This is a genomic window from Paenibacillus pinisoli (assembly GCF_003605435.1).
Lineage (GTDB): Bacteria > Bacillota > Bacilli > Paenibacillales > Paenibacillaceae > Pristimantibacillus > Pristimantibacillus pinisoli.
This window is the reverse complement of sequence record NZ_QXQB01000005.1, coordinates 167,411-186,446: the sequence shown is the minus strand read 5'-3', so window position 1 is coordinate 186,446 and position 19,036 is coordinate 167,411. Positions and strand designations below refer to the sequence as shown.

Here is a 19,036-nt window from a genome sequence, read left to right as displayed (position 1 = left end):
AACACTTACAGAAAGGGACTAGAGCCCATGAGATTCAAGGATGTATTCTCCATTATCGGTCCCAGCATGATCGGCCCCTCCAGTTCCCATACGGCAGGGGCCGTCAGGCTTGGACGGTGCGCGAGGCAAGCGCTGGGTTCCTCGCCCGAGGAAGCTGTTATCCGCTTCTATGGATCTTTTGCAGACACCTATATGGGTCATGGCACGGATCTGGCCATTACAGCCGGCATCATGGATTACGATACGGATGATGAACGGATCCGGGATTCCATCAGGCTTGCCGCTAATCAAGGAATTGCCATCAGCTTTCAGTCCGAGCTGAAGCCCGGGCCTCATCCCAATACTGCGGCCATCTTATTGCGCAAGGGGGACCGCAGCGTACGCATGACGGGATGCTCCATTGGCGGCGGCAATATCGAGATGGTGGGCGTGAACGGCTTCGACGTCAAATTTACCGCCATCTATCCGACGCTGCTTATCTATCATCGCGACCGCTCCGGCATTCTGGCGGAGATTACCGATATCGCCAAATATACCGGCATCAACATAAGCTATATGGAAGTCGACCGCAAATCGAGGAATGGTGAAGCATTAACTGTCATTGAAAGCGATCAGCCGTTCAGGCATGAAGCCATTGCGAGACTGGAGCTGCTGCCCGATGTACGGGAGATAAGCGTAATCGACTTAACGATCAGGGAGGAAGCACGATGAGATTCTCCACGCTGGAAGAGCTGAAGGAGCTGTGCAAGGAGGAGTCGCTGAGCATCGGGCAATTGATGGTGAAGGAACAGGCGCTTGAAACGGGTAGGACCGAGATTGAGGTTATCGGGCAAATGTCTGCATATTATGAAGTAATGAAAGAAGCCGTGCACAGGGGGCTTAGCGAGGATACGACCTCCCGCAGCGGGCTGACCGGGAAGGATGCCCAGCGCGTCTCTTCCTACATGGACCACACGGCCCCGTCGTTAGGGGCGGAAAGCTGCACGGCAATGGCATACTCTCTGGCTGTATCCGAAGTGAATGCTTCCATGGGGCGGATCATTGCCACTCCGACAGCAGGGTCTTGCGGCATTATTCCGGGCGTATTCGTCAGCACGCAAGAGCGGTTCCGGTGGGAGGATTCGCATATGGTATACGGTTTGTTCGCTGCAGGAGCAATTGGTTACGTCATTGCGAACAACTCCTTCGTATCGGGAGCGGAAGGCGGCTGCCAGGCGGAGGTAGGCTCTGCCATAGGCATGGCTGCCGGTGCGCTGACAGAGCTGCGTGGCGGTACGCCGGAGCAATCGGTACATGCGGTAGGGCTCGCGCTGAAAAACTCGCTTGGACTTATCTGCGATCCGGTAGGCGGACTGGTGGAGATACCCTGTATCGTTCGCAACGGCTTCGGCGCGGTCACAGCGCTTGCCGCTTCGGATATGGCACTCGCCGGAGTAAGAAGCGTGATACCGTCGGATGAAGTCATCGACGTTATGCTGGAAGTCGGGTCCGCCATGCCGGAGAAGCATCGCGAGACGGCAAAGGGCGGGCTTGCCCAGACGCCAACCGGGCGCAGCATAATGAATCGGTTGTACGGGAAGGGAGGCCAAGCAATAACATGATAACGAGCAAATTGGATTTGTGGCACCACGCTCTTGAGTTGTCCTCTGCATTAATTGCACTCCGCAGAGAGCTTCACGAGCACCCTGAGCTAAGCCATGAAGAGTCTGAGACGGCAAGCAGAGTGACAAGAGAGCTCCAGCGGTTAGATATTCCTTATCGGGCTGGTTTAGGAGGGCATGGCATCATAGCCGAGCTGAAGGGCGCCAAGCCGGGGCCGATCATAGCGCTGCGTGCCGACATGGATGCATTGCCGATTCAAGAGGAGACAGAGATTGATTTCCCGTCCAAGCGTCCCGGCATTATGCACGCCTGCGGCCATGACGCGCATACCGCCATGCTGGTTGGCGCCGCTGCGCTGCTGTCGGCTTGCAAAGAGCAGCTCCATGGGACTGTGCGCCTTCTATTCCAGCCGGCAGAAGAAGTGAATGCGGGAGCCGCAGCGATGATAAGAGATGGCGCGCTGGATGGCGTAAGCGAAATCTACGGTTTGCATAACTTGCCCACCTTGCCGGCAGGCATGGCTGCTACAAGATACGGAGCGCTTATGGGTTCGGTAGACCGCATCGAGATTTCACTGGAGGGCAAGGGCGGTCATGGCGCCATACCGGATCAAAGCGTTGATCCCATCGTATGCGCTTCCGCAATCATCCAATCGCTGCAAAGCATCATCAGCCGGGAAGTGTCGCCATTCGAACCCGTAGTCGTGACAATCGGCAGCATCCACGCAGGTGAAGCGAACAATGTCATCCCGCATTATTGCCGGATGACTGGCACTGTGCGCACATTCCATCCCGATGTCCAAGCGAAGCTGCCCGATCGTATTGAACGCATCGTGCAGCGTATTGCAGAGGGATACCGCTGCGAAGCGACCCTCTATTACATTCGGCAGACGCCAGTCTTAATGAATCATGACGAGCAGGTGAAGGCCGTCGAAGCGGTTATCGACGATATGCTGGGCAGCCATAGCCGCGCCACAGCCCAGCCTACCCTCGCAGGCGAAGATTTCTCCATCTATCTTAAGGATGTGCCGGGCTGTTTCTTCTGGCTGGGCTCCGGTCCGATCGAGAATGCCGAACAAGCATACGGCTTGCATCATCCGAAATATTGGCTGAACGAGGATTGCCTAACCTATGGCGCATCGCTGCTGGCCGATATCGCACGATCGCGTCTTGCTCAGCTGGCGGGAGGGGGGCAATGATGCGGCGGACGACGTTGAGAATTGGAATAATCGGGACAGATAGCTCCCATGCTGCAGCATTTACGCGAATAATTAATGATATTAACGATCCTTATTATATCCCGGGAGGCCAAGTAATTGCCGCGTATCCCGGAGGTTCCTCAGACTTCCCGCTCAGTGCGTCCAGAGTGGAGGGCTTTATGGAGGCGCTCCAGGACGACTTCGGCGTAGCGAGAGCGGATTCCTTGGAAGCTTTGACCCGCCAATGCGACGCTTATCTGCTTCTGTCAGCCGATGGCCGTGTTCATCTCGATCAGCTGCGGGAGATTGTTCATAGCCGCCGGCCCGTATTTATCGATAAACCGCTGGCCTTATCCCTCAAGGAGGCCAAAAGCATCTTCGAGCTGGCGAACTATTGGGATGTCCCTATTATGAGCAGCTCGTCACTGCGGTTTTTGGAATCGCTTGTCCATGACCTTGACTGTTTCGGCCGGCATTCGATTACGGCTGCTGCCGTACAAGGTCCGCTTGTGATCGAGTCGACGCAGTCAAGATATTTCTGGTACGCCATTCATGCGGCCGAAATGCTTTATTCCATTATGGGTCCGGGCTGCCGCGAGGTTCGTGCTGAGAGGGAAGCGGCGGGAGAGCGCTTGATTGGCATTTGGCGGGATGGAAGGAGAGGAGAAATCCTATGCCGTTCCGATGGCGATGACCGATTCCTGGCACAGCTGGACCGCCACGGCGCCATTACTAAGCTGGATGCGGCTCACAGCGCTACGCCATTCTACGCAAGCTTAGTAGCACAGATTATACCATTCCTCCAAACAGGCAGATCTCCGGTTCATTGGAGAGAGACGACGGAGATTATTGCCTTCCTCGAAGCGGCCGAGAGGAGCTTGGCTGCTGGCGGAGCTGCACAGCCAGTAGCAGGTGTACTCTAATCTCTTATGGAAGCATTCTCATTCTTGGCAACCTTTCCCTATCCTGTCTCGTCTTAGTATCGAACAAGAAGCTGAATTACTAAGGGACAGGATAGAAGAAAGGTGGCATGTCATTAATGAAGCATTCAATTAAACGGATGTTGCTTGCAACCATCCTGTGCACAGTGTTTCTAGCCGGATGCGACTCCGTTAATTCGCCAATTGCAAGTTCCGTCACCCCGCCTCATTCCGCAGCACCTGATGTCAGTCCTTTATCATCCGTGAATATCTCAAGACCCGCTCACCTGTACCTATCGTTAAATGGAATAATCTCGCCTAATGGAGAGACGGATCCGTCATCTCGTGTATTGCTTCAAGCCGGAGGCGGCTATTTCTTGAATGGCAAGCAAGGCGATTTCTCGGAAGTTCGAACAGCCGAGGGAGAGGGAGGATGGATACCGGCATGGTATCTGAACGAAGAATCCGCTCAAATTCGCAATCTTGAACCGCAAGAATTATCCATGAAGCTGTATACGGATGCCTACTGGTATCCTAATGGCCAGGAAACGGCAGTTTCGTTAAAAGCAGGAGAGCTGGTATACGCCTATCAGGAATTCGAAGACTGGTATGGAGTCATCGCCTCGAGCAAGAATGACGCTTCTCATAGTCCGTTCATGCTATGGATTCCCAAAGCCAATGCTGAAGTATCAGGGCCTGCACCGAGCTGGTTTGGCATAGGCACAGATGAGGAGGAAGCGATGCGCGTTCTGGCAACCGCCGTATCGTCATTAGTAGTTCCTGGCATCAGCCAGGCACGAGTTCGCGAGCTGTTCGGCGAGCCTACCTATACTGAGCAATCAAGCAACAAGGGCGAAACTGGGGATAAACCCCTCACGCTTCCGGTGTGGCGATATGAAATTCGCACGGCACATTTGATCCTTGAATGGAACGCAGCCGATGTTTTGGAATCCGCCTATTACCAAGATGCTGACGGATTATTGAATTTGGATCTATGGACCGGATCTATAGGCAGGGAACCCTACCTTGCGCCTTCCATCGTGCCGGATTGGGAATGGCGGTTTCAGTCCGATCTGCCTTATAATTTTTTGATAGACTCGGCAGGCGATGCGTTAATCATTGCTGGGGAAGACGGCGGCTTCAGCGGCATGCACATGAAGTCAATCCTGTATGCCTTGCATAAGGGGACAGGGGAAAAGATCTGGCAATATGATTTTGGCCCTCATGCCACGATGTATGGGATGTCAAAGGATAAACGCAGGATGTCCCTTCTCAAGCAGGATATGGATAGAAAATCAGCCACTATTCCCTATGTGCTTGAGACGCTTTATACTCAAACAGGCGAATTGGCATGGCAGCACAAGATGGACGATGTTCACGTTCAAGGGTTGACCGTATCCGGGAATTCGGCAGTTGTCCTGTATTCCAATCTGTCGAACGGTACAGTAACCGATGATTATTCCGTACAGGCATGGGATGTCCGTACCGGGCAATCTCTCTGGACGAGCAAGCTTCCGGGTTATAAGGATATTTCCATTGCAGGCGACCAAGAGCAGCTAATCCTGCAGGCTTACAGAGAGGGATATGATCCAGAAGGAGGGGTCATAATTGCATTAGATCCAGCAACGGGTCAAGAGCAATGGAAGCTGGAAAAACGCCACATTTTTATGTACAACCTATTGGAAGACCCTAGTGGTTATACAGCTGGATCAGGGAAAATATGGACTAGCACGACGGATCGTTTGTGGCTGACGGATGTCCGGACAGGGACGGATCTGGAACATTATCCGATCCAGCAGGATAGCTGGTATGAAGTGGTAAACGACCAGTACTTGCTTTCGGTCCGCACGGATCGTACAGGCGACGACAGGACATTTACCAGTTCGTTCATTGACAGGAAGACAGGAGAGAAGCGATTCACGGAGCAGGGATACGCCTCATACGGCACAATAGTCGGGAATAAGCTATATTTCCGCCTTCACAATCATGCCTCTTCCTTCGATCTGACAACGAATAAGAAAATCGGCTTCGAATACGAGGGAAGCTATATTGACGCTGGCCCTGTTATCGCTCACGGCAAAATTCTGGTAAGCGCCTATCCGGCGAGTGGAACCGTATATGTGCTGGACCCGGATACAATGGATCCGCTAGGAAGGCTGCTCGATACAAAGGTCGGAGTATACGATATAACGCCGACCTATTTCATGCAAGGCTATCTGACAGATATCAACGGCTCGCTATATATCGGTTCAGCAAACGGCTGGTTCAGCAAATTAAAGCCGATTGTACTGCAGCCTGCAGCTTAATAGAACCGCCCAGGATTGCTGTCCTGGGCGGTTCCTCTATAGCAATGAATTTATCTGAGCATCCCGTACAACGCGGCATACGAGCCGCATAAGCTTCCGATGAGCAGCGGGGAAGAGGTGGAAGAATACGTCCATCGTTTTACGCATCGGAATCGGGCAAATGACGGGTTTGTTTTTGCTAAGTCCCTTAAGCGCATAAGTCGCGAATGCCTCAGGACTCATCATTTTACGTTGTTTAACAGAGTCGTTGATCTTTGACTTATTCAGGCCGATCGCATACCCGTTGTCATAGATGGCTGTATCTACGTGGCCAGGGCAGATCGCGCTAACTTTGATGCCGTAAATTTCCGCCTCATAGTGAAGCGAAGTCGTAAAACCTACGACAGCATGCTTCGTAGCAGCATAGGCGGATGCCATAGGAGTAGGGCTTAGTCCGGCAGCAGATGCGGTATTCGCAATATGGCCGAAGCCTTGCTCCTGCATGATGGGAGAGGCAGCGCGTGTCCCGTTAATGACACCCCAGAAGTTGATATCCACAATTTTCTTCCAATCCTCTGGCTTCATATGATGAAACTCGCCGTACATGGAGATGCCTGCGTTATTGAACAAATAATCTAACCTGCCGAATTCCTCATACACATCGCGCGCGAGCTTCTCGAATGCGCCGCCATCCGTTACGTCCAATTGAACGAATCTGGCAAACCTTCCATCTAAGGGTGGAGCAAGTCATGGCGGATTAGTGGAGGAACTGCAACGGATTTGTGGCTATTTCTGAAAATTATGTGAAAGGTCAGCACAAATACTTTAGTTCTAAAGTGCTTTATCGTTTTTGAAAAGAGTAAGCCTTTCCGCATAGTCTGACATTCACAACATGACTCCAGAATCAGAATATTCCGAATAAAACTGAATCGTCTTGTTTATTGCCGCTTGAGCGCTGCAGGATTACTATTAAGTTATATCTAGTATTTTACTTATTTGGTTTTGGAAACGCTTTATTGAGTGAGGTGCTCGATATAAATTCCTTAGGGAGTTTATATATAGATCTGAGTGGAAAGGAGGGAAGCGGTATTTTTTTGAAAGGTTAGGCTGGGCAAATCGCATGTCAGTTAAGGAGGGGATTCCAGTTCGTTGGAAGGAGATTCGAATAAGCTTTATACCATGCAACGAAAAGTACTAGGTTTGGCTCTTAAACATCGCAAGTACCTTAGGCTTTACCGTACGTTCATCCCAATCCAATTAGGAGGTAACAAGATGAATACATTACGTTTGACCATGCCGAATCGGGCGAAAATGATAATGGCCGGCTTGCTTGCACTGATTATGGTGGTATCTATGCTTCTAATTCCTTCGGGCAAGGTTTCCGCACACGGCAACATTACGAATAGCCGTGCCGCCTTGTGTGCCAGCGGCCAGAATCAGAATTGCGGACAAATCATATACGAGCCGTATAGCTTAGAAGGACCAAAAGGCTTCCCGGCTGGAGGCCCGCAAGATGGGAAAATCGCCAGCGCCAACACTTGGTTCACCGAGCTGGATCAGCAATCGGCAACTCGCTGGACGAAAGTCAACATTAGCCCCGGATCATATACCTTCAACTGGAGCATCAAGGTTCCCCACGCTACGACAAGCTGGAAATATTACATGACGAAGCAAAACTGGAATCCCAATGCCCCGCTCACTCGCGATTCCTTCGACCTGACGCCATTCTGCAGCGTCAATTCCGGCGGCTCCATGCCGGGCAGCACTTACTCCAATACTTGCAACATCCCGAGCCGCACAGGATATCAGATTATCCTGGCCGTATGGGAAATCTACGATACCAATAATGCATTCTACAATGTCATTGATGTAAACTTTGGCGGCAATGCGGATGTAGTTGCCCCAACTGCTCCGTCCAACGCCGCTGCATCTAATATCGGAACAACAACGGCAACGGTATCGTGGGGAGCTTCCACTGATAATGTCGGTGTCACTGGTTACCGAATCTTCAACGGTTCGAATCAAATTGCCAGCACGAACGGCGCGCTATCCGCCTCGCTGACCGGCCTCACTGCCAATACGACTTACAATCTGACCGTAAAAGCAACCGATGCCGCGGGCAATCTGTCGAGTGCGAGCAATACCGTTTCTTTCACGACGCTTCCGAACAGCGGACCAGACGTAGAAGCGCCTACAGCGCCGTCTGTCCTCCATGTTATGGGTACAGTCACCCATAATTCCGTGCCGCTGATGTGGAATGCATCTACCGATAATGTTGGTGTAACGGGTTATCAAATTTTCCGCGACGGCACGTTGTTCGCGACTGTATCGGGCACAACGCTGCAATACACAGCGAGCGCCCTCAATCCAAGCACAAGCTATGTCTTTACCGTGAAGGCGATTGACGCTGCGGGCAATGTATCGGCAGCAAGCAATTCGCTGAGCGTCACAACGACAGCGATTCCTAGCACTTACCCTGCTTGGAGCTCGACAACTGTCTACGTAGGCGGGAACAAAGTGACGCATAACGGCGTTAACTACGAGGCCAAATGGTGGACGCTGGGCGAGACACCGGGCAGCGCAGATGTATGGAAAGTAATTCCTTAATCGAAGCAAAATACAAAAACCTGTGTAGCGGCCCTCCGCTATGCAGGTTTTTTGCCTTTATCCGAACCGCCGGTATAGTATGTAAATCTACCAGTCCGATGTTAAGGATATCCATAATAGAGAGAATTATATATAATGTCATTACGGAGAAATGTTTTATAAATTACGACAGGAGAGAGTTTCATTGAATCTGAAACGAATAGCAGCCATGATCGCGACTATTGGGTTAACCCTTATGTTGGCAAGCTGTACGGAGGATGTGCCGAAGAATCCCCTTGAGCAATCTGTGAAGGCTTTGACCGCCTCAGAGATGAAAGGAAGATTGACGGGTACGGAAGGGAATGCAAAGGCGCAGGCATGGATTGAAGAACAATTCAAAACCTTGGGCCTGACGCCGCTTGCAGGCAATAGCTTCGCCGTACCATATAATCATAAGTTTTATGATCCGGATAAGCAGCAAATCGCTATGGAAGCCATTTATTCCAACGAGCGGAGGAGTACCTTCAAGCATGGAGCTTCCTTCATCGTCCAGGCTTATGCGGAGAGCTTCGATGTGTCTGCTCCGATTACATCTAACGCAAGCGATCCGGAGCTTGCCGATAAGATGCTTATTACGGACCGCGCTGTGATTCTCAGCGGGCTAGGCGCCAAGCCCAAAGCCATATTAGTCAAAACGGAAGCGTTCAAGAAAAATGCCATTCGTCCTTCGGGCATGGATGTGCCCATTGTCCAGATCAGTCCGCTCAGTTACCGCAAGCTGATCAAGGAGCAAGAGAAGATAGAGCGGCTCAGATTGAACATTCAGCTGGAGCCGGAACCCATTCAAGCGGATAACGTGGTTGGAATTTTGCCCGGTCAAAGCAACAGAGACTCGCCAATACGATCGGCTATTGTCATCTCTGCACACTTCGATGGGGTAGGCTGGACGAATAACACGCCATTTGACGGCGCGCTGGATAATGCATCTGGCGTAAGCGCTTTGCTGGAATTGGCCGCTAATTTGAAGAACAAGGATCGTGGGGAAGGTGATCTCGTATTCGCGGCGTTCAACGGGGAAGAATCCGGACTGCAGGGCAGCCGCGCTTTTGTACAGCAGCTAAAGGACTACTATGATATCGTCTATAATATCAACCTGGATTCGATAGCAGGCGCATCTAGGAAATCTGCTGTGATCTCGTCAGCGAACAATAGTGTCGAACTGGCCATGGCGCTAGGCGAATCGTTGAACCAGAACGGGATAACTGTCGAATACAGCGAGGATGCCGGCTCTAGCGATCATCTGTCTTTCTCGGAAGATGTCTATCAAAGCGTGACGATCTCCGATGATCAGCTGGATAACATTCACACTAGTCAAGATACTGCCGAGCATATCGATTATGAGTATCTGGAGCAGCTGGTGCAAGCCTTATCCGATTTCCTGACTGCCCCTAAACATCATCCGGAATTTTTCAGATCTTATAAGATAATTCGACAAGAACAAGATGTCTTTTCCGCAGAACAACTTCGTATTATGAAGGAAGAAGCGGAGCGGCATCTCGCAAAGCTGAAGCTGGGGCAATATACATATTTTGTGCATCCCATCACCTTCACGACCCAGCCGATTTATAAATTTGAAGGAACGATTCAAAACGCGAAGGAGTTTGAAGAGCAGCTGCAAGGGGCGAAGCTGCCGAATGATATAGCCGGGTATCCTTTTCAGCTGGCTAATGTGAATTACGGGCAGTTGTTCGACAGACTTGTAGAATCGCCTGAGCTGGATGTTATTTATACCGTTGAAGATCTGTCTCTCAAAGACATTACCTCGATCAGCCTTCAATATACAGATGAAGAACATGGGATATACGTCGGTCTTTATCCCATCGGTGAGGATGAGATCCTCGATATGAATTATTCTTCAGCAAGCGTTAAGGTAAAAGAATATAAAGATAACGAGGGCGGCAGTTATTACTTGGAATACTACCCGGAATACGAAAGAAGCCTAACCTATATTAAACTAGTTAACATAGACGGGCAGGATTATTACGTCAGAGTTTATGAAGTAATCAAGCAGGAGGGAGAGCTTTTTTACAGCACTAATTCTTCCTTTGAGGAAAAGGAAAAGCTGATTGAACGGGCACAATCCATTCCGCTGGAGACGATTATTCGACAGCTTGGCATTTAACCCTTTCATTGCGAAAGAAAGGAACGAGAGACCGCTTTTTTAGATGTTGCATTTCATTTGAAGCAACCTTATAATGGGAATTCTCGTTATAACAACTGTATAACGTCTATCTCTTATAAGTAAGCAAAGGCGGGATATCGAAATGGAATTACAGACATCCAGATTGCGGCTGTTCACGGTGGATGATCTAACGCTGACACCGCTTGTACTCGAGTATTTTAAAAGAAACCAAGCCTTCCTGTCAGCATGGGAGGTTGCGAGAGAAGATTCCTTTTATACGCTGCAAGCGCAGCAGGATCTTTTAATTAACGACATGAATTATGCAGCGTCCGGTCAGCTTGTCAAGCTATGGCTCAGCAGGCCAGGCGAAGAACGAATAATCGGTTCGGTGGCGCTTAGCAATATCGTATACGGCGCATTCCTGTCCTGTCATCTCGGCTATCGGCTGGACGGCGCGGAGGAAGGCAAAGGCTACATGACGGAGGCGCTTCAAGCACTGATCGGCTATGCGTTCCAGGAGCTGAAGCTGCATCGGATTGAAGCGAACATCATGCCGCATAACGCCGCTTCATTCCGGGTAGTCGAGAAGCTGGGCTTCTCGAGCGAAGGATTGGCGCGCAAATATTTGAAGATAAATGGCAAGTGGGAGGATCATGTGCATATGGTTCTCTTGAATGAAGCAATTGAATAATTCCGCAACCACCTGAAGAGGGAGGCATACCCTGTGTCCGTGTCGGAGGAGAAAGAGAAAAAAGATATAGCTTTGCGGCGACAGCATTATTTTCGGCTCAACTTGTTTTTTCTTCTGGTGTTTGTGCTATTCGCGATCCTGATCATTCGCCTTGCGATCCTGCAGTTTGTCGAAGGACCGACGATTCTACAGCAAGCGAAGGATAGGCTGGGCAACACACCGGTACGCATAGCGCCTATCCGCGGGAATATCTATGACGCTGACGGTGTGCAGCTGGCTTATTCAACATCTGTGCAATCTCTTTATTTTTCCATCGAACGGGGCTTCAAATCAGCGGATGCTGATGATTTTGCCGCAAAGCTCAAGGAGGTATTCGACCAATACGGCGATCCGGCTAAAAGTATGACGATTGATCAAATCAAAGAAAATATGGATTTGACTTTCCGAAAAAATACGAGATCTGTACCCCGCAGAATAAAGTCCGGCTTGACCAAACTGGAAGTCGCCTATTTCTCTGAAAATTTGGCTAAATTTGATGGCGTAGATATTGTGGAAGAGAGCATTCGTCATTATGATCCGGATACCGTTGCCGTACAGCTCATCGGTTATTTGAAGAAATTTAAAGGCTCCAAGGACTTGTCGTTCTATAAAAATCTGGTGCAGGATAATCCTCTGCTTAACTATATCGAAGAGGAAGAGGTCGGCTTCGACGGGCTGGAGTATATGTTCCAAGAGCAGCTGAGAGGGAAAAACGGCCTCAAGATGATCCCGATTGATTCCATGGGCAGAGTGTTCGGAGAGCCGCAAGTAACCCCGCCGGTCAAAGGGAATAATCTTCATCTGACGATCAACAAAAAAGTCCAGCTGCTTACTGAAGCAGCTATTATGGACCAAATCAAGATTTTGCAAGAGGGAAATGATCCCCGCAGCAAAAATGCCCGTACCGGCTATGCGGTCGCGATGGAAGTGAAGACCGGCAATATCATCGCAATGGCCAGTATGCCGGACTATGACACCAATCTTTGGGAAGGCGGCAGCATATCGACCAAGGATTGGGACGAAGTTCATTTTTTCGTCAACAATGGCACAATACGCGATGCCTATCAGCCATTCGCTGAGAAGAAGGACCGCGATAAACATCCTTCCTCCATCGTGCCTTTGGGATCCACCATCAAGCCGTTGACCGTACTCGTCGGATTGAACGAAGGGCTGATTACGCCCAATACAGTCTATAGAGATACAGGCATCTTCCAATTCGGTAAAGCCGGCATCCATCGCAAGAGCATTCGCAATGCGGAGAATGCCGTCTATGGCAATATGGACCCGGCACGCGCCATCGAAAAATCATCTAACCCATTTATGACCGAAAAAGTCGGCAATGCTCTCAATATTAAATACAGAGGGAGCATGGAAGGCGTAGAAAAATGGGATGAATACATGAAAATGTTCGGGCTTGGCATCTCGACAGGAAGCGGATTGAATGAAATGAAGGGTATCATTGAGTATTTCAATGAGGCCCAAAATGCAAGCACGCAGTCCGCGCTGATCTATGCCTCCTTCGGACAACAAGGCCGTTATACTACGCTTCAGTTAGCTCAATACACGGCAACGCTTGCCAGCCGCGGAAAACGCATGAAGCCTCAATTCGTCACCGAAATCAAAGATTCGGACGGCAACGTCGTTCAGAAGTTTGAGCCGGTTGTACTGAATACGGTAGACTTCGCAGACAGCTTCTGGGATGAGATTGAAGCAGGCATGCGTCAAGTGCGCGTGACGGGCTTCGATGACTTCCCCTACGAGTTTCTGCGCAAGACCGGTACGTCGGAGCAAAGCGTTGCCGGGGAGATTGTGGAGAACTCTGTATTCATCGCATCTGCGCCGGCGGATGACCCAGTGCTCGCAGTAGCAGTGGTTGTGCCGGAGGGCGGATACGGCAGCCGTGGAGCGGCGCCGATCGCCCGCAAAATATTCGATGCTTATGACCAGGTATACGGATTAAAGTAAGCCAGCCATTATAGAATAATAGAAGAGAGGGGGCCAATTGGCCCCCTCTTGACGATTATGGCACAAGCGATTGCTGGTATTGCGACCACAACGTGCCTACCGGTACGCCGGTGATAAGCTGGAACTGGCTTTCCTTCCATGCGAAGATTTGAGCTTCAGTCAGCCCGTAGGTATCTAATGAAGCTTCGTTTAATTTGCGGATAAATCCGCGATGCTTCGTATCGTCAATCCAACGAATGAAGTTGGCAGTGCCATAATTGTGCCAGCTGCCGCCTTGCGCAACGCCATACCGGTCATGGTAGCCGGCAGAATAGCGCAAGCTGTCCGTCAACGCTTCCACATCGAAATTGCCGTATTGATAGGCATGTCCAATCTCATGATACAGAATGCCGATAATCTCGTCGCGCAAGGATTGATTAGGATTAGCAGCTACACCTGCGAGATGGTCCGAGTTAAAGGTTAATGTCTTAAGCTCGCTGTCTCCTCCCATGGAAGCGACTGGACCGCCAGACTCGATCTTCACCAGTATTTTCTTCACTTCGATCGGCGCGTCCGCCGGGTTTAAGTAGAGAAGCTCGTTGACCTTGCGCGTTATAGCCAATATCTCTTGTTCAGCATTGGGAAGCGCCTGTTCGAAAGGCGCGAAGCCCGCCAGATTCTGGATTTCGATAGCAGGGTTAACGGCATGCCATAGATCATTGGTGCGCGAAAATTCTACTTCGCTAAGTTGAATCGTCCATCCGCTATGATTTTGAATATTGTTCAGCTTGTAGTAACGGTAGGCTGTTGTATTGTTGTCGAGCAAATAGTGCTTGCGCTGATGCCGCAGCCTGAAGTTTTCGTCGGACTTCGTATCTAATACGGTCCAGTTTATTTGATCGTTAGAGCCTTGCAGCACCCAGCTTTTGGGATCGGCATCGGGGCTGTTATTCGTTGTTTTGGCTGAAGTGAGAGCGTAGCCATCGATGGTGACCGCTTCGCCGAAGTCGAATTGCAGCCATGCCGTATTGTTGTAGGTCAGCCATTTGGTCATGCTGTTACCATCTACCAGATTGGCTTTCACATCTGTTGGCGCATTATCACCGCTTGCGGTAACGGTAGGCTTGATCGTCTTGTAGGTCTCCGATTCGTCACCGAACAGCTTAATCTCTGCCAGCTGTAGGAGTCCGTAATTTTCATATTGATTCACGAATTGATCAAACTTGATGTATTTGTAAGGGGTTGAATTGGCGAATGAGTAAGTATTGGTGTGATGGCGCTTCGCAAAGCTTTGATTAGTCCGCGTATCCAGCGGCGTCCACGTAATCCCATCGTTCGAGCCCTTTACGACCCAGCTCTTCGGGTCTCGGTCAGGCGCGTCTTCTGCGGAAGTGATGGAGTAGGCGTTAACGACCTTGGCGGAAGCAAATTCATATTGCAGCCATGCCGGAGTACTGAACGTCAGCCATTTGGAAAAAACAAATTGATCGAATGCTTTAAGTCTGCTTTGATGCTCGCCATACTCGCCGCTAGCTGTGACTGTTCCGTCTTTTGCTAGATTAATAGGCAAAATAGTCGTAACCGACTCCGCAGCTGCTGCGGTCGGAATAGCGGCATCGCTGCCGAAGCCCAGTCCGATAATTGCCGCTAATAGTAGAGTTGCTAGTTTCTTCATTCTTCTCCACGTCCTTTTTCTATTTATACGGTCAATCTATAGACTAAAACTCACCTCCTAGCCCTAATAATAACTAACATGTAAAATATATCATGTAAATCCGATTTTTCATAGTATAATTCTTGTAAATGAAATTCGGTTAATTGGTGCTCATAATAATCGGATCTTCATACTCATCGCCAAATTATGGGGCGGAATCTAACCAAGATCATGTTATAATTCTACTAAACCAGCGCATTGATCTATTCAAACCACAGCTATCATGCTTACAACGAGGGGTTATTATGAAATCGCTTCCATTATATAAGAGGATACAAGAAGATATCCGGTTTCAGATACGGACGGGTCAGCTGAGGCCCGGGGACCGGGTACCGTCGGAGAAGGAACTGGCCGAGCATTATCATGTCAGCCAAATCACGTCCAAAAACGCGATTAACGGCTTAGCCGAAGAAGGCATTCTCATCCGGCATCGCGGCAAAGGCACGTTCGTCAGCGCAAGCCATGAGGATCTTCCGACGATGAGCCGTCACAAAGGCTTTATCGGCCTTATTCTGCCCAGCATGAAAACCAAGGTCGATCAGCGAATCATGAAAGCGGTCGAACAATATGTAAGAGAAAGCGGCTATTATTTGCTGGTGAAGATTACCCAGGAATCTTCGCTTGAGGAGAGCAGGGCAATCGATGATTTGATGCTGCTTCGCGTGAAGGGGCTTATTATATTTCCGATCGAGCAAGGAATGTACAACAATGATATCTTGCGATTGACGCTTAACCGGTTTCCTCTTGTGCTGATCGACCGTTATATGAAGGAAATCGAGACCTATAGCGTTGCTGCCGACAATCTGGACGGAGCTTACCGCGCAGTCAGCTATCTGCTGGGCAAAGGCCATAGGCACATCGCGTTTGTGACCGTGAAAGTAACCAACTCCGCGACGGCAGACCGTGCCGCCGGCTTCGAGCAGGCATTCCTGGACCGCAATCTGCCCATTCATAAGAATCTATGGTGCACGCTTGATATTGAGGATATTGCCTCAGGGAAAAGCGTATCTATCATTCAGGAGTTTCTGCAGGATAATCCCGCTATCACCGCGGTGTTCACCTGCAATGCAGAGCTTACGGGCCATACGAGGCGCGCGATGAACGCGATGAATCCGCAGGCTGCCGGGAAGGTGGAGCTTGTGAGCTTCGACAAGTCGGAATGGCCGGAAGTGAGCTATGTAAAGCAACATGTGGAGGAGATGTGCAAAATAACGATCGGGCTTCTGGTCGAGCAAATCCAAGGCACGTACAACCCTAGGAGAGTGGCGGTGCCTGTCACGCTTTTCCACAAAAATATACTTAATAAGATATAAAACCGGACGGGCCATGGTGGTACGATGTAGGCGTAATATGAAAACGATTACATCAACCGATGGAAAGGGAGGAAGTTATGAAGAAATCGAAGCTGCTGCTAGCACTCCTCGTCTTATGCCTGATGTTGCCCGCTTCATTGGCAACCGCGTACCAGAACCCAAGGCCGCTCAGCAATGAATGGCCGACCTACGGGTCCGGCGATCCGTACATTCTGAAATACAAAGGCGTCTACTATCTGTATGTCAGCACCAAAGATTCCGAGATTGGCATCAAAGCATGGAGCTCAACCGATCTGGTGAACTGGACGTACGCCGGATTGGTGGCGACAGACCCGATTACGAAGGCCGCTTACGCGCCTGAGGTCATCTATTGGAACGGCTATTTCTATATGTATACTTCACCGGGAGGCGGAGGGCATTATGTGCTTCGCAGTGAAAGCCCGACAGGTCCCTTCACGATCCAGACTCCGAATAAGGGCCTGACGATTGACGGACATGTCTTCATCGACGATGACGGCCAGTGGTACTTCTACCGCGCGGCGCACGGCCAGATGGTCGCGCATCGGATGAGCGATCCGTACACATTCGGCCCGGGATTCAATACGGGCGCCACTGTCAATGGCGGCTGGACGGAAGGAGCGACCGTCGTCAAGCGCAACGGCAAATATTATATGACGTATACCGGCAATCATGTTCACAGCCCGGCTTATCGGGTTGATTACGCGGTAAGCGACAATCCGCTGACCGGCTTCGTGCCTGTGCAGAACCAGAATCCGGTGTTGATCTCGACAGAGGGACCCACGATCGGCCTTGGGCATAACGGCTTGGTGACAGGCCCGGATCTGGATTCCATGTACATGTTCTATCATGATTGGAAGGGTTATACGCCTGAGGGCTGGCCGATTCGCAGCATTAATATGGACCGGGTAGCGTGGAACGGCGACAAGATGATCGTATTGGGCCCGACGACGACTTCACAGCCAGACCCGGCGCTGCCGGCTTTCCAGGACCGATTCAACCGGACGGCAATTGGATCAAGCTGGACCAATGTCAACGGCGGCACATGGGGTATCTACAATCAGGAGCTCATGTGGCAGGATACGCTTGGCACCACAACTGCGTACAAGCAAATTACGAATGCGGCTACCGCATCGAACTATACGGCTGAATTCCATGCGAAGCAGATGGCGAGAGGGACCAGCGCTTCTCCAAGATATGGCGCGACCTTCTCCTACGTGGATGAGAATAATTATGGCGTTGCCATGCTAAGCTCCAAGAACAACAGACTGGAGACAAATATTGTGATTGGCGGCGTATCGCAAGGCTGGGTGAATGCGGCTCTGCCTGCCGGATACGACTATAGCAAGTGGCATAACATTCGGGTAGAAAAGTCTGGGAACACGTTCAAGATCTACGTGGACAATATGCTGAAGGTGACAAGATCAGCCAATCTGGGAGGCGGCAAGGTAGGTTATCTGACTGAGGATACGCATGCAGATTTCGCTTATGTCGCGTTCAGCAACCAGGCAGGCGGAAGCAGCGACTGGGATGCATACAAGCCGATTCCGGGCAAGATTGAAGCGGTGCATTACATGAGCGGCGGAGAAGGCGTCGGTTACCATGATCTGACTCCTGCCAACCTAGGCGGTCAATACCGCAGCGATGCGGTGGATATCCGCGTTAACCCTGAGGGCGGCTACAACGTCGGCTGGAACCAAACAGGAGAATGGCTGAAGTACCGGGTCAATGTGGCAGCTGCAGGCGCGTATGACGTCACATTCCGGATGGCGACGACGATGAACGGCGTTGGCATCCGCTTATGGGACGGCGCAACAGCATTGACCGGTGTCGTCTCCATTCCGAATACCGGCGGCTGGGACGCATGGCGTTCCATCACGGTAACGAACATTCCGATGACACAAGGTCTGCGCGAGCTAAGGGTTGAATTCGTGACGGGAGAAGCAGACTTCGCCAGCATGGAATTCCATACACATGCAGCAGTGCCAAGCCTGACCGACAACTTCAATGACAACAACAGCGACGGCTGGAAGCGCTGGGAGGGCAACTGGTCAGTAAGCGGTGGACAATACCATTCGGCAGGCGGCACCTTCGCCAAGACGACATTCGGCAATGACAACTGGGCGAACTACACGGTTGAAGCCGATATTCGAATGAATGAGGCAGGCGGAGACGCCGGAATTATTGTGAGAGGGACCAATCCGGCGGACGGATTGGAGCGGGCACAAGGCAATGCCGACTTCCTGCAGGGCTATTACGCTTATATTAAGACGGACGGGGTCTACCTCGGCAAGCAAAATTACAATTGGTCTAATCTCGCCGGATTCACGACACCTCTTGCCATTAATACATGGCATAAGATGAAGGTTGTCGTGAACGGCACGAATATTAAAGTGTACGTGAACGATATGACGACGCCGAAGCTGGATTACAACGATTATTCGCCTACGGCGTTCACTCATGGGAAGATCGGCTTAAGAACGGCATACAAGAATACGTCGTTCGATAACGTCATCTTGTATCCATAAGTCAGGGAAGAAGAGC

12 protein-coding genes and 1 pseudogene are annotated in these 19,036 nt (G+C 50.6%); 11 read left to right on the top strand and 2 right to left on the bottom strand.

The genetic code is table 11. The annotated features are described in order from the left end of the window. The first annotated feature begins 27 nt into the window (after nt 1-27). The 5 genes from sdaAB to D3P09_RS21715 all read left to right on the top strand — a co-directional run bounded on the left by sdaAB (nt 28) and on the right by D3P09_RS21715 (nt 6,026). Complete coding sequence (gene sdaAB, locus D3P09_RS21735) at nt 28-711, top strand: L-serine ammonia-lyase, iron-sulfur-dependent subunit beta (RefSeq protein WP_120113524.1); 684 nt, start codon at nt 28-30, stop codon at nt 709-711. Then, nucleotides 708-1,601, top strand: coding sequence for an L-serine ammonia-lyase, iron-sulfur-dependent, subunit alpha (sdaAA, locus tag D3P09_RS21730; RefSeq protein WP_120113523.1), 894 nt, complete (start codon nt 708-710; stop codon nt 1,599-1,601). The genes sdaAB and sdaAA overlap by 4 nt, the downstream gene beginning before the upstream one ends. After that, entirely contained in the window at nt 1,598-2,800 is a 1,203-nt protein-coding gene (locus tag D3P09_RS21725) for a M20 metallopeptidase family protein (RefSeq protein ID WP_120113522.1), read from the top strand. The genes sdaAA and D3P09_RS21725 overlap by 4 nt, the downstream gene beginning before the upstream one ends. Next, entirely contained in the window at nt 2,797-3,723 is a 927-nt protein-coding gene (locus D3P09_RS21720; protein WP_243644383.1) for a Gfo/Idh/MocA family oxidoreductase, read from the top strand. Before D3P09_RS21725 ends, D3P09_RS21720 begins: the two co-directional genes overlap by 4 nt. Before the next feature lie 374 nt (nt 3,724-4,097). Then, nucleotides 4,098-6,026: an outer membrane protein assembly factor BamB family protein gene (locus D3P09_RS21715; RefSeq protein ID WP_165867536.1), complete on the top strand. Its 1,929-nt coding sequence runs from the start codon at nt 4,098-4,100 to the stop codon at nt 6,024-6,026. 36 nt (nt 6,027-6,062) lie between these two features. Here D3P09_RS21715 and D3P09_RS21710 read toward each other — a convergent pair. Further along, a pseudogene (locus tag D3P09_RS21710) lies at nt 6,063-6,713 on the bottom strand (SDR family NAD(P)-dependent oxidoreductase); the annotation flags it as partial. A gap of 564 nt (nt 6,714-7,277) precedes the next feature. On the opposite strand from D3P09_RS21710, the gene D3P09_RS21705 reads away from it, so the two are divergent. The 4 genes from D3P09_RS21705 to D3P09_RS21690 all read left to right on the top strand — a co-directional run bounded on the left by D3P09_RS21705 (nt 7,278) and on the right by D3P09_RS21690 (nt 13,468). After that, nucleotides 7,278-8,612 carry a lytic polysaccharide monooxygenase gene (locus tag D3P09_RS21705; RefSeq protein ID WP_120113518.1) on the top strand — a complete coding sequence of 445 codons (1,335 nt, stop codon included), beginning with the start codon at nt 7,278-7,280 and terminating at the stop codon, nt 8,610-8,612. A gap of 184 nt (nt 8,613-8,796) precedes the next feature. Beyond that, nucleotides 8,797-10,773, top strand: coding sequence for a M28 family metallopeptidase (locus D3P09_RS21700; RefSeq protein WP_165867535.1), 1,977 nt, complete (start codon nt 8,797-8,799; stop codon nt 10,771-10,773). Nucleotides 10,774-10,915: 142 nt separating this feature from the next. Beyond that, entirely contained in the window at nt 10,916-11,464 is a 549-nt protein-coding gene (locus D3P09_RS21695) for a GNAT family N-acetyltransferase (protein WP_243644381.1), read from the top strand. A 33-nt stretch (nt 11,465-11,497) separates the two neighbouring features. After that, nucleotides 11,498-13,468, top strand: a complete 1,971-nt coding sequence (locus D3P09_RS21690; RefSeq protein ID WP_120113515.1) for a peptidoglycan D,D-transpeptidase FtsI family protein — start codon at nt 11,498-11,500, stop codon at nt 13,466-13,468. Nucleotides 13,469-13,523: 55 nt separating this feature from the next. Here D3P09_RS21690 and D3P09_RS21685 read toward each other — a convergent pair whose 3' ends face one another. Continuing rightward, nucleotides 13,524-15,122 carry a discoidin domain-containing protein gene (locus tag D3P09_RS21685; RefSeq protein ID WP_120113514.1) on the bottom strand — a complete coding sequence of 533 codons (1,599 nt, stop codon included), beginning with the start codon at nt 15,120-15,122 and terminating at the stop codon, nt 13,524-13,526. Nucleotides 15,123-15,406: 284 nt separating this feature from the next. On the opposite strand from D3P09_RS21685, the gene D3P09_RS21680 reads away from it, so the two are divergent. Further along, nucleotides 15,407-16,474, top strand: coding sequence for a GntR family transcriptional regulator (locus D3P09_RS21680; RefSeq protein ID WP_120113513.1), 1,068 nt, complete (start codon nt 15,407-15,409; stop codon nt 16,472-16,474). 77 nt (nt 16,475-16,551) lie between these two features. Next, on the top strand, nt 16,552-19,020 hold the full coding sequence (locus D3P09_RS21675; RefSeq protein WP_243644379.1) for a family 43 glycosylhydrolase: 2,469 nt from the start codon (nt 16,552-16,554) through the stop codon (nt 19,018-19,020). The last annotated feature ends 16 nt before the right edge of the window (nt 19,021-19,036 follow it).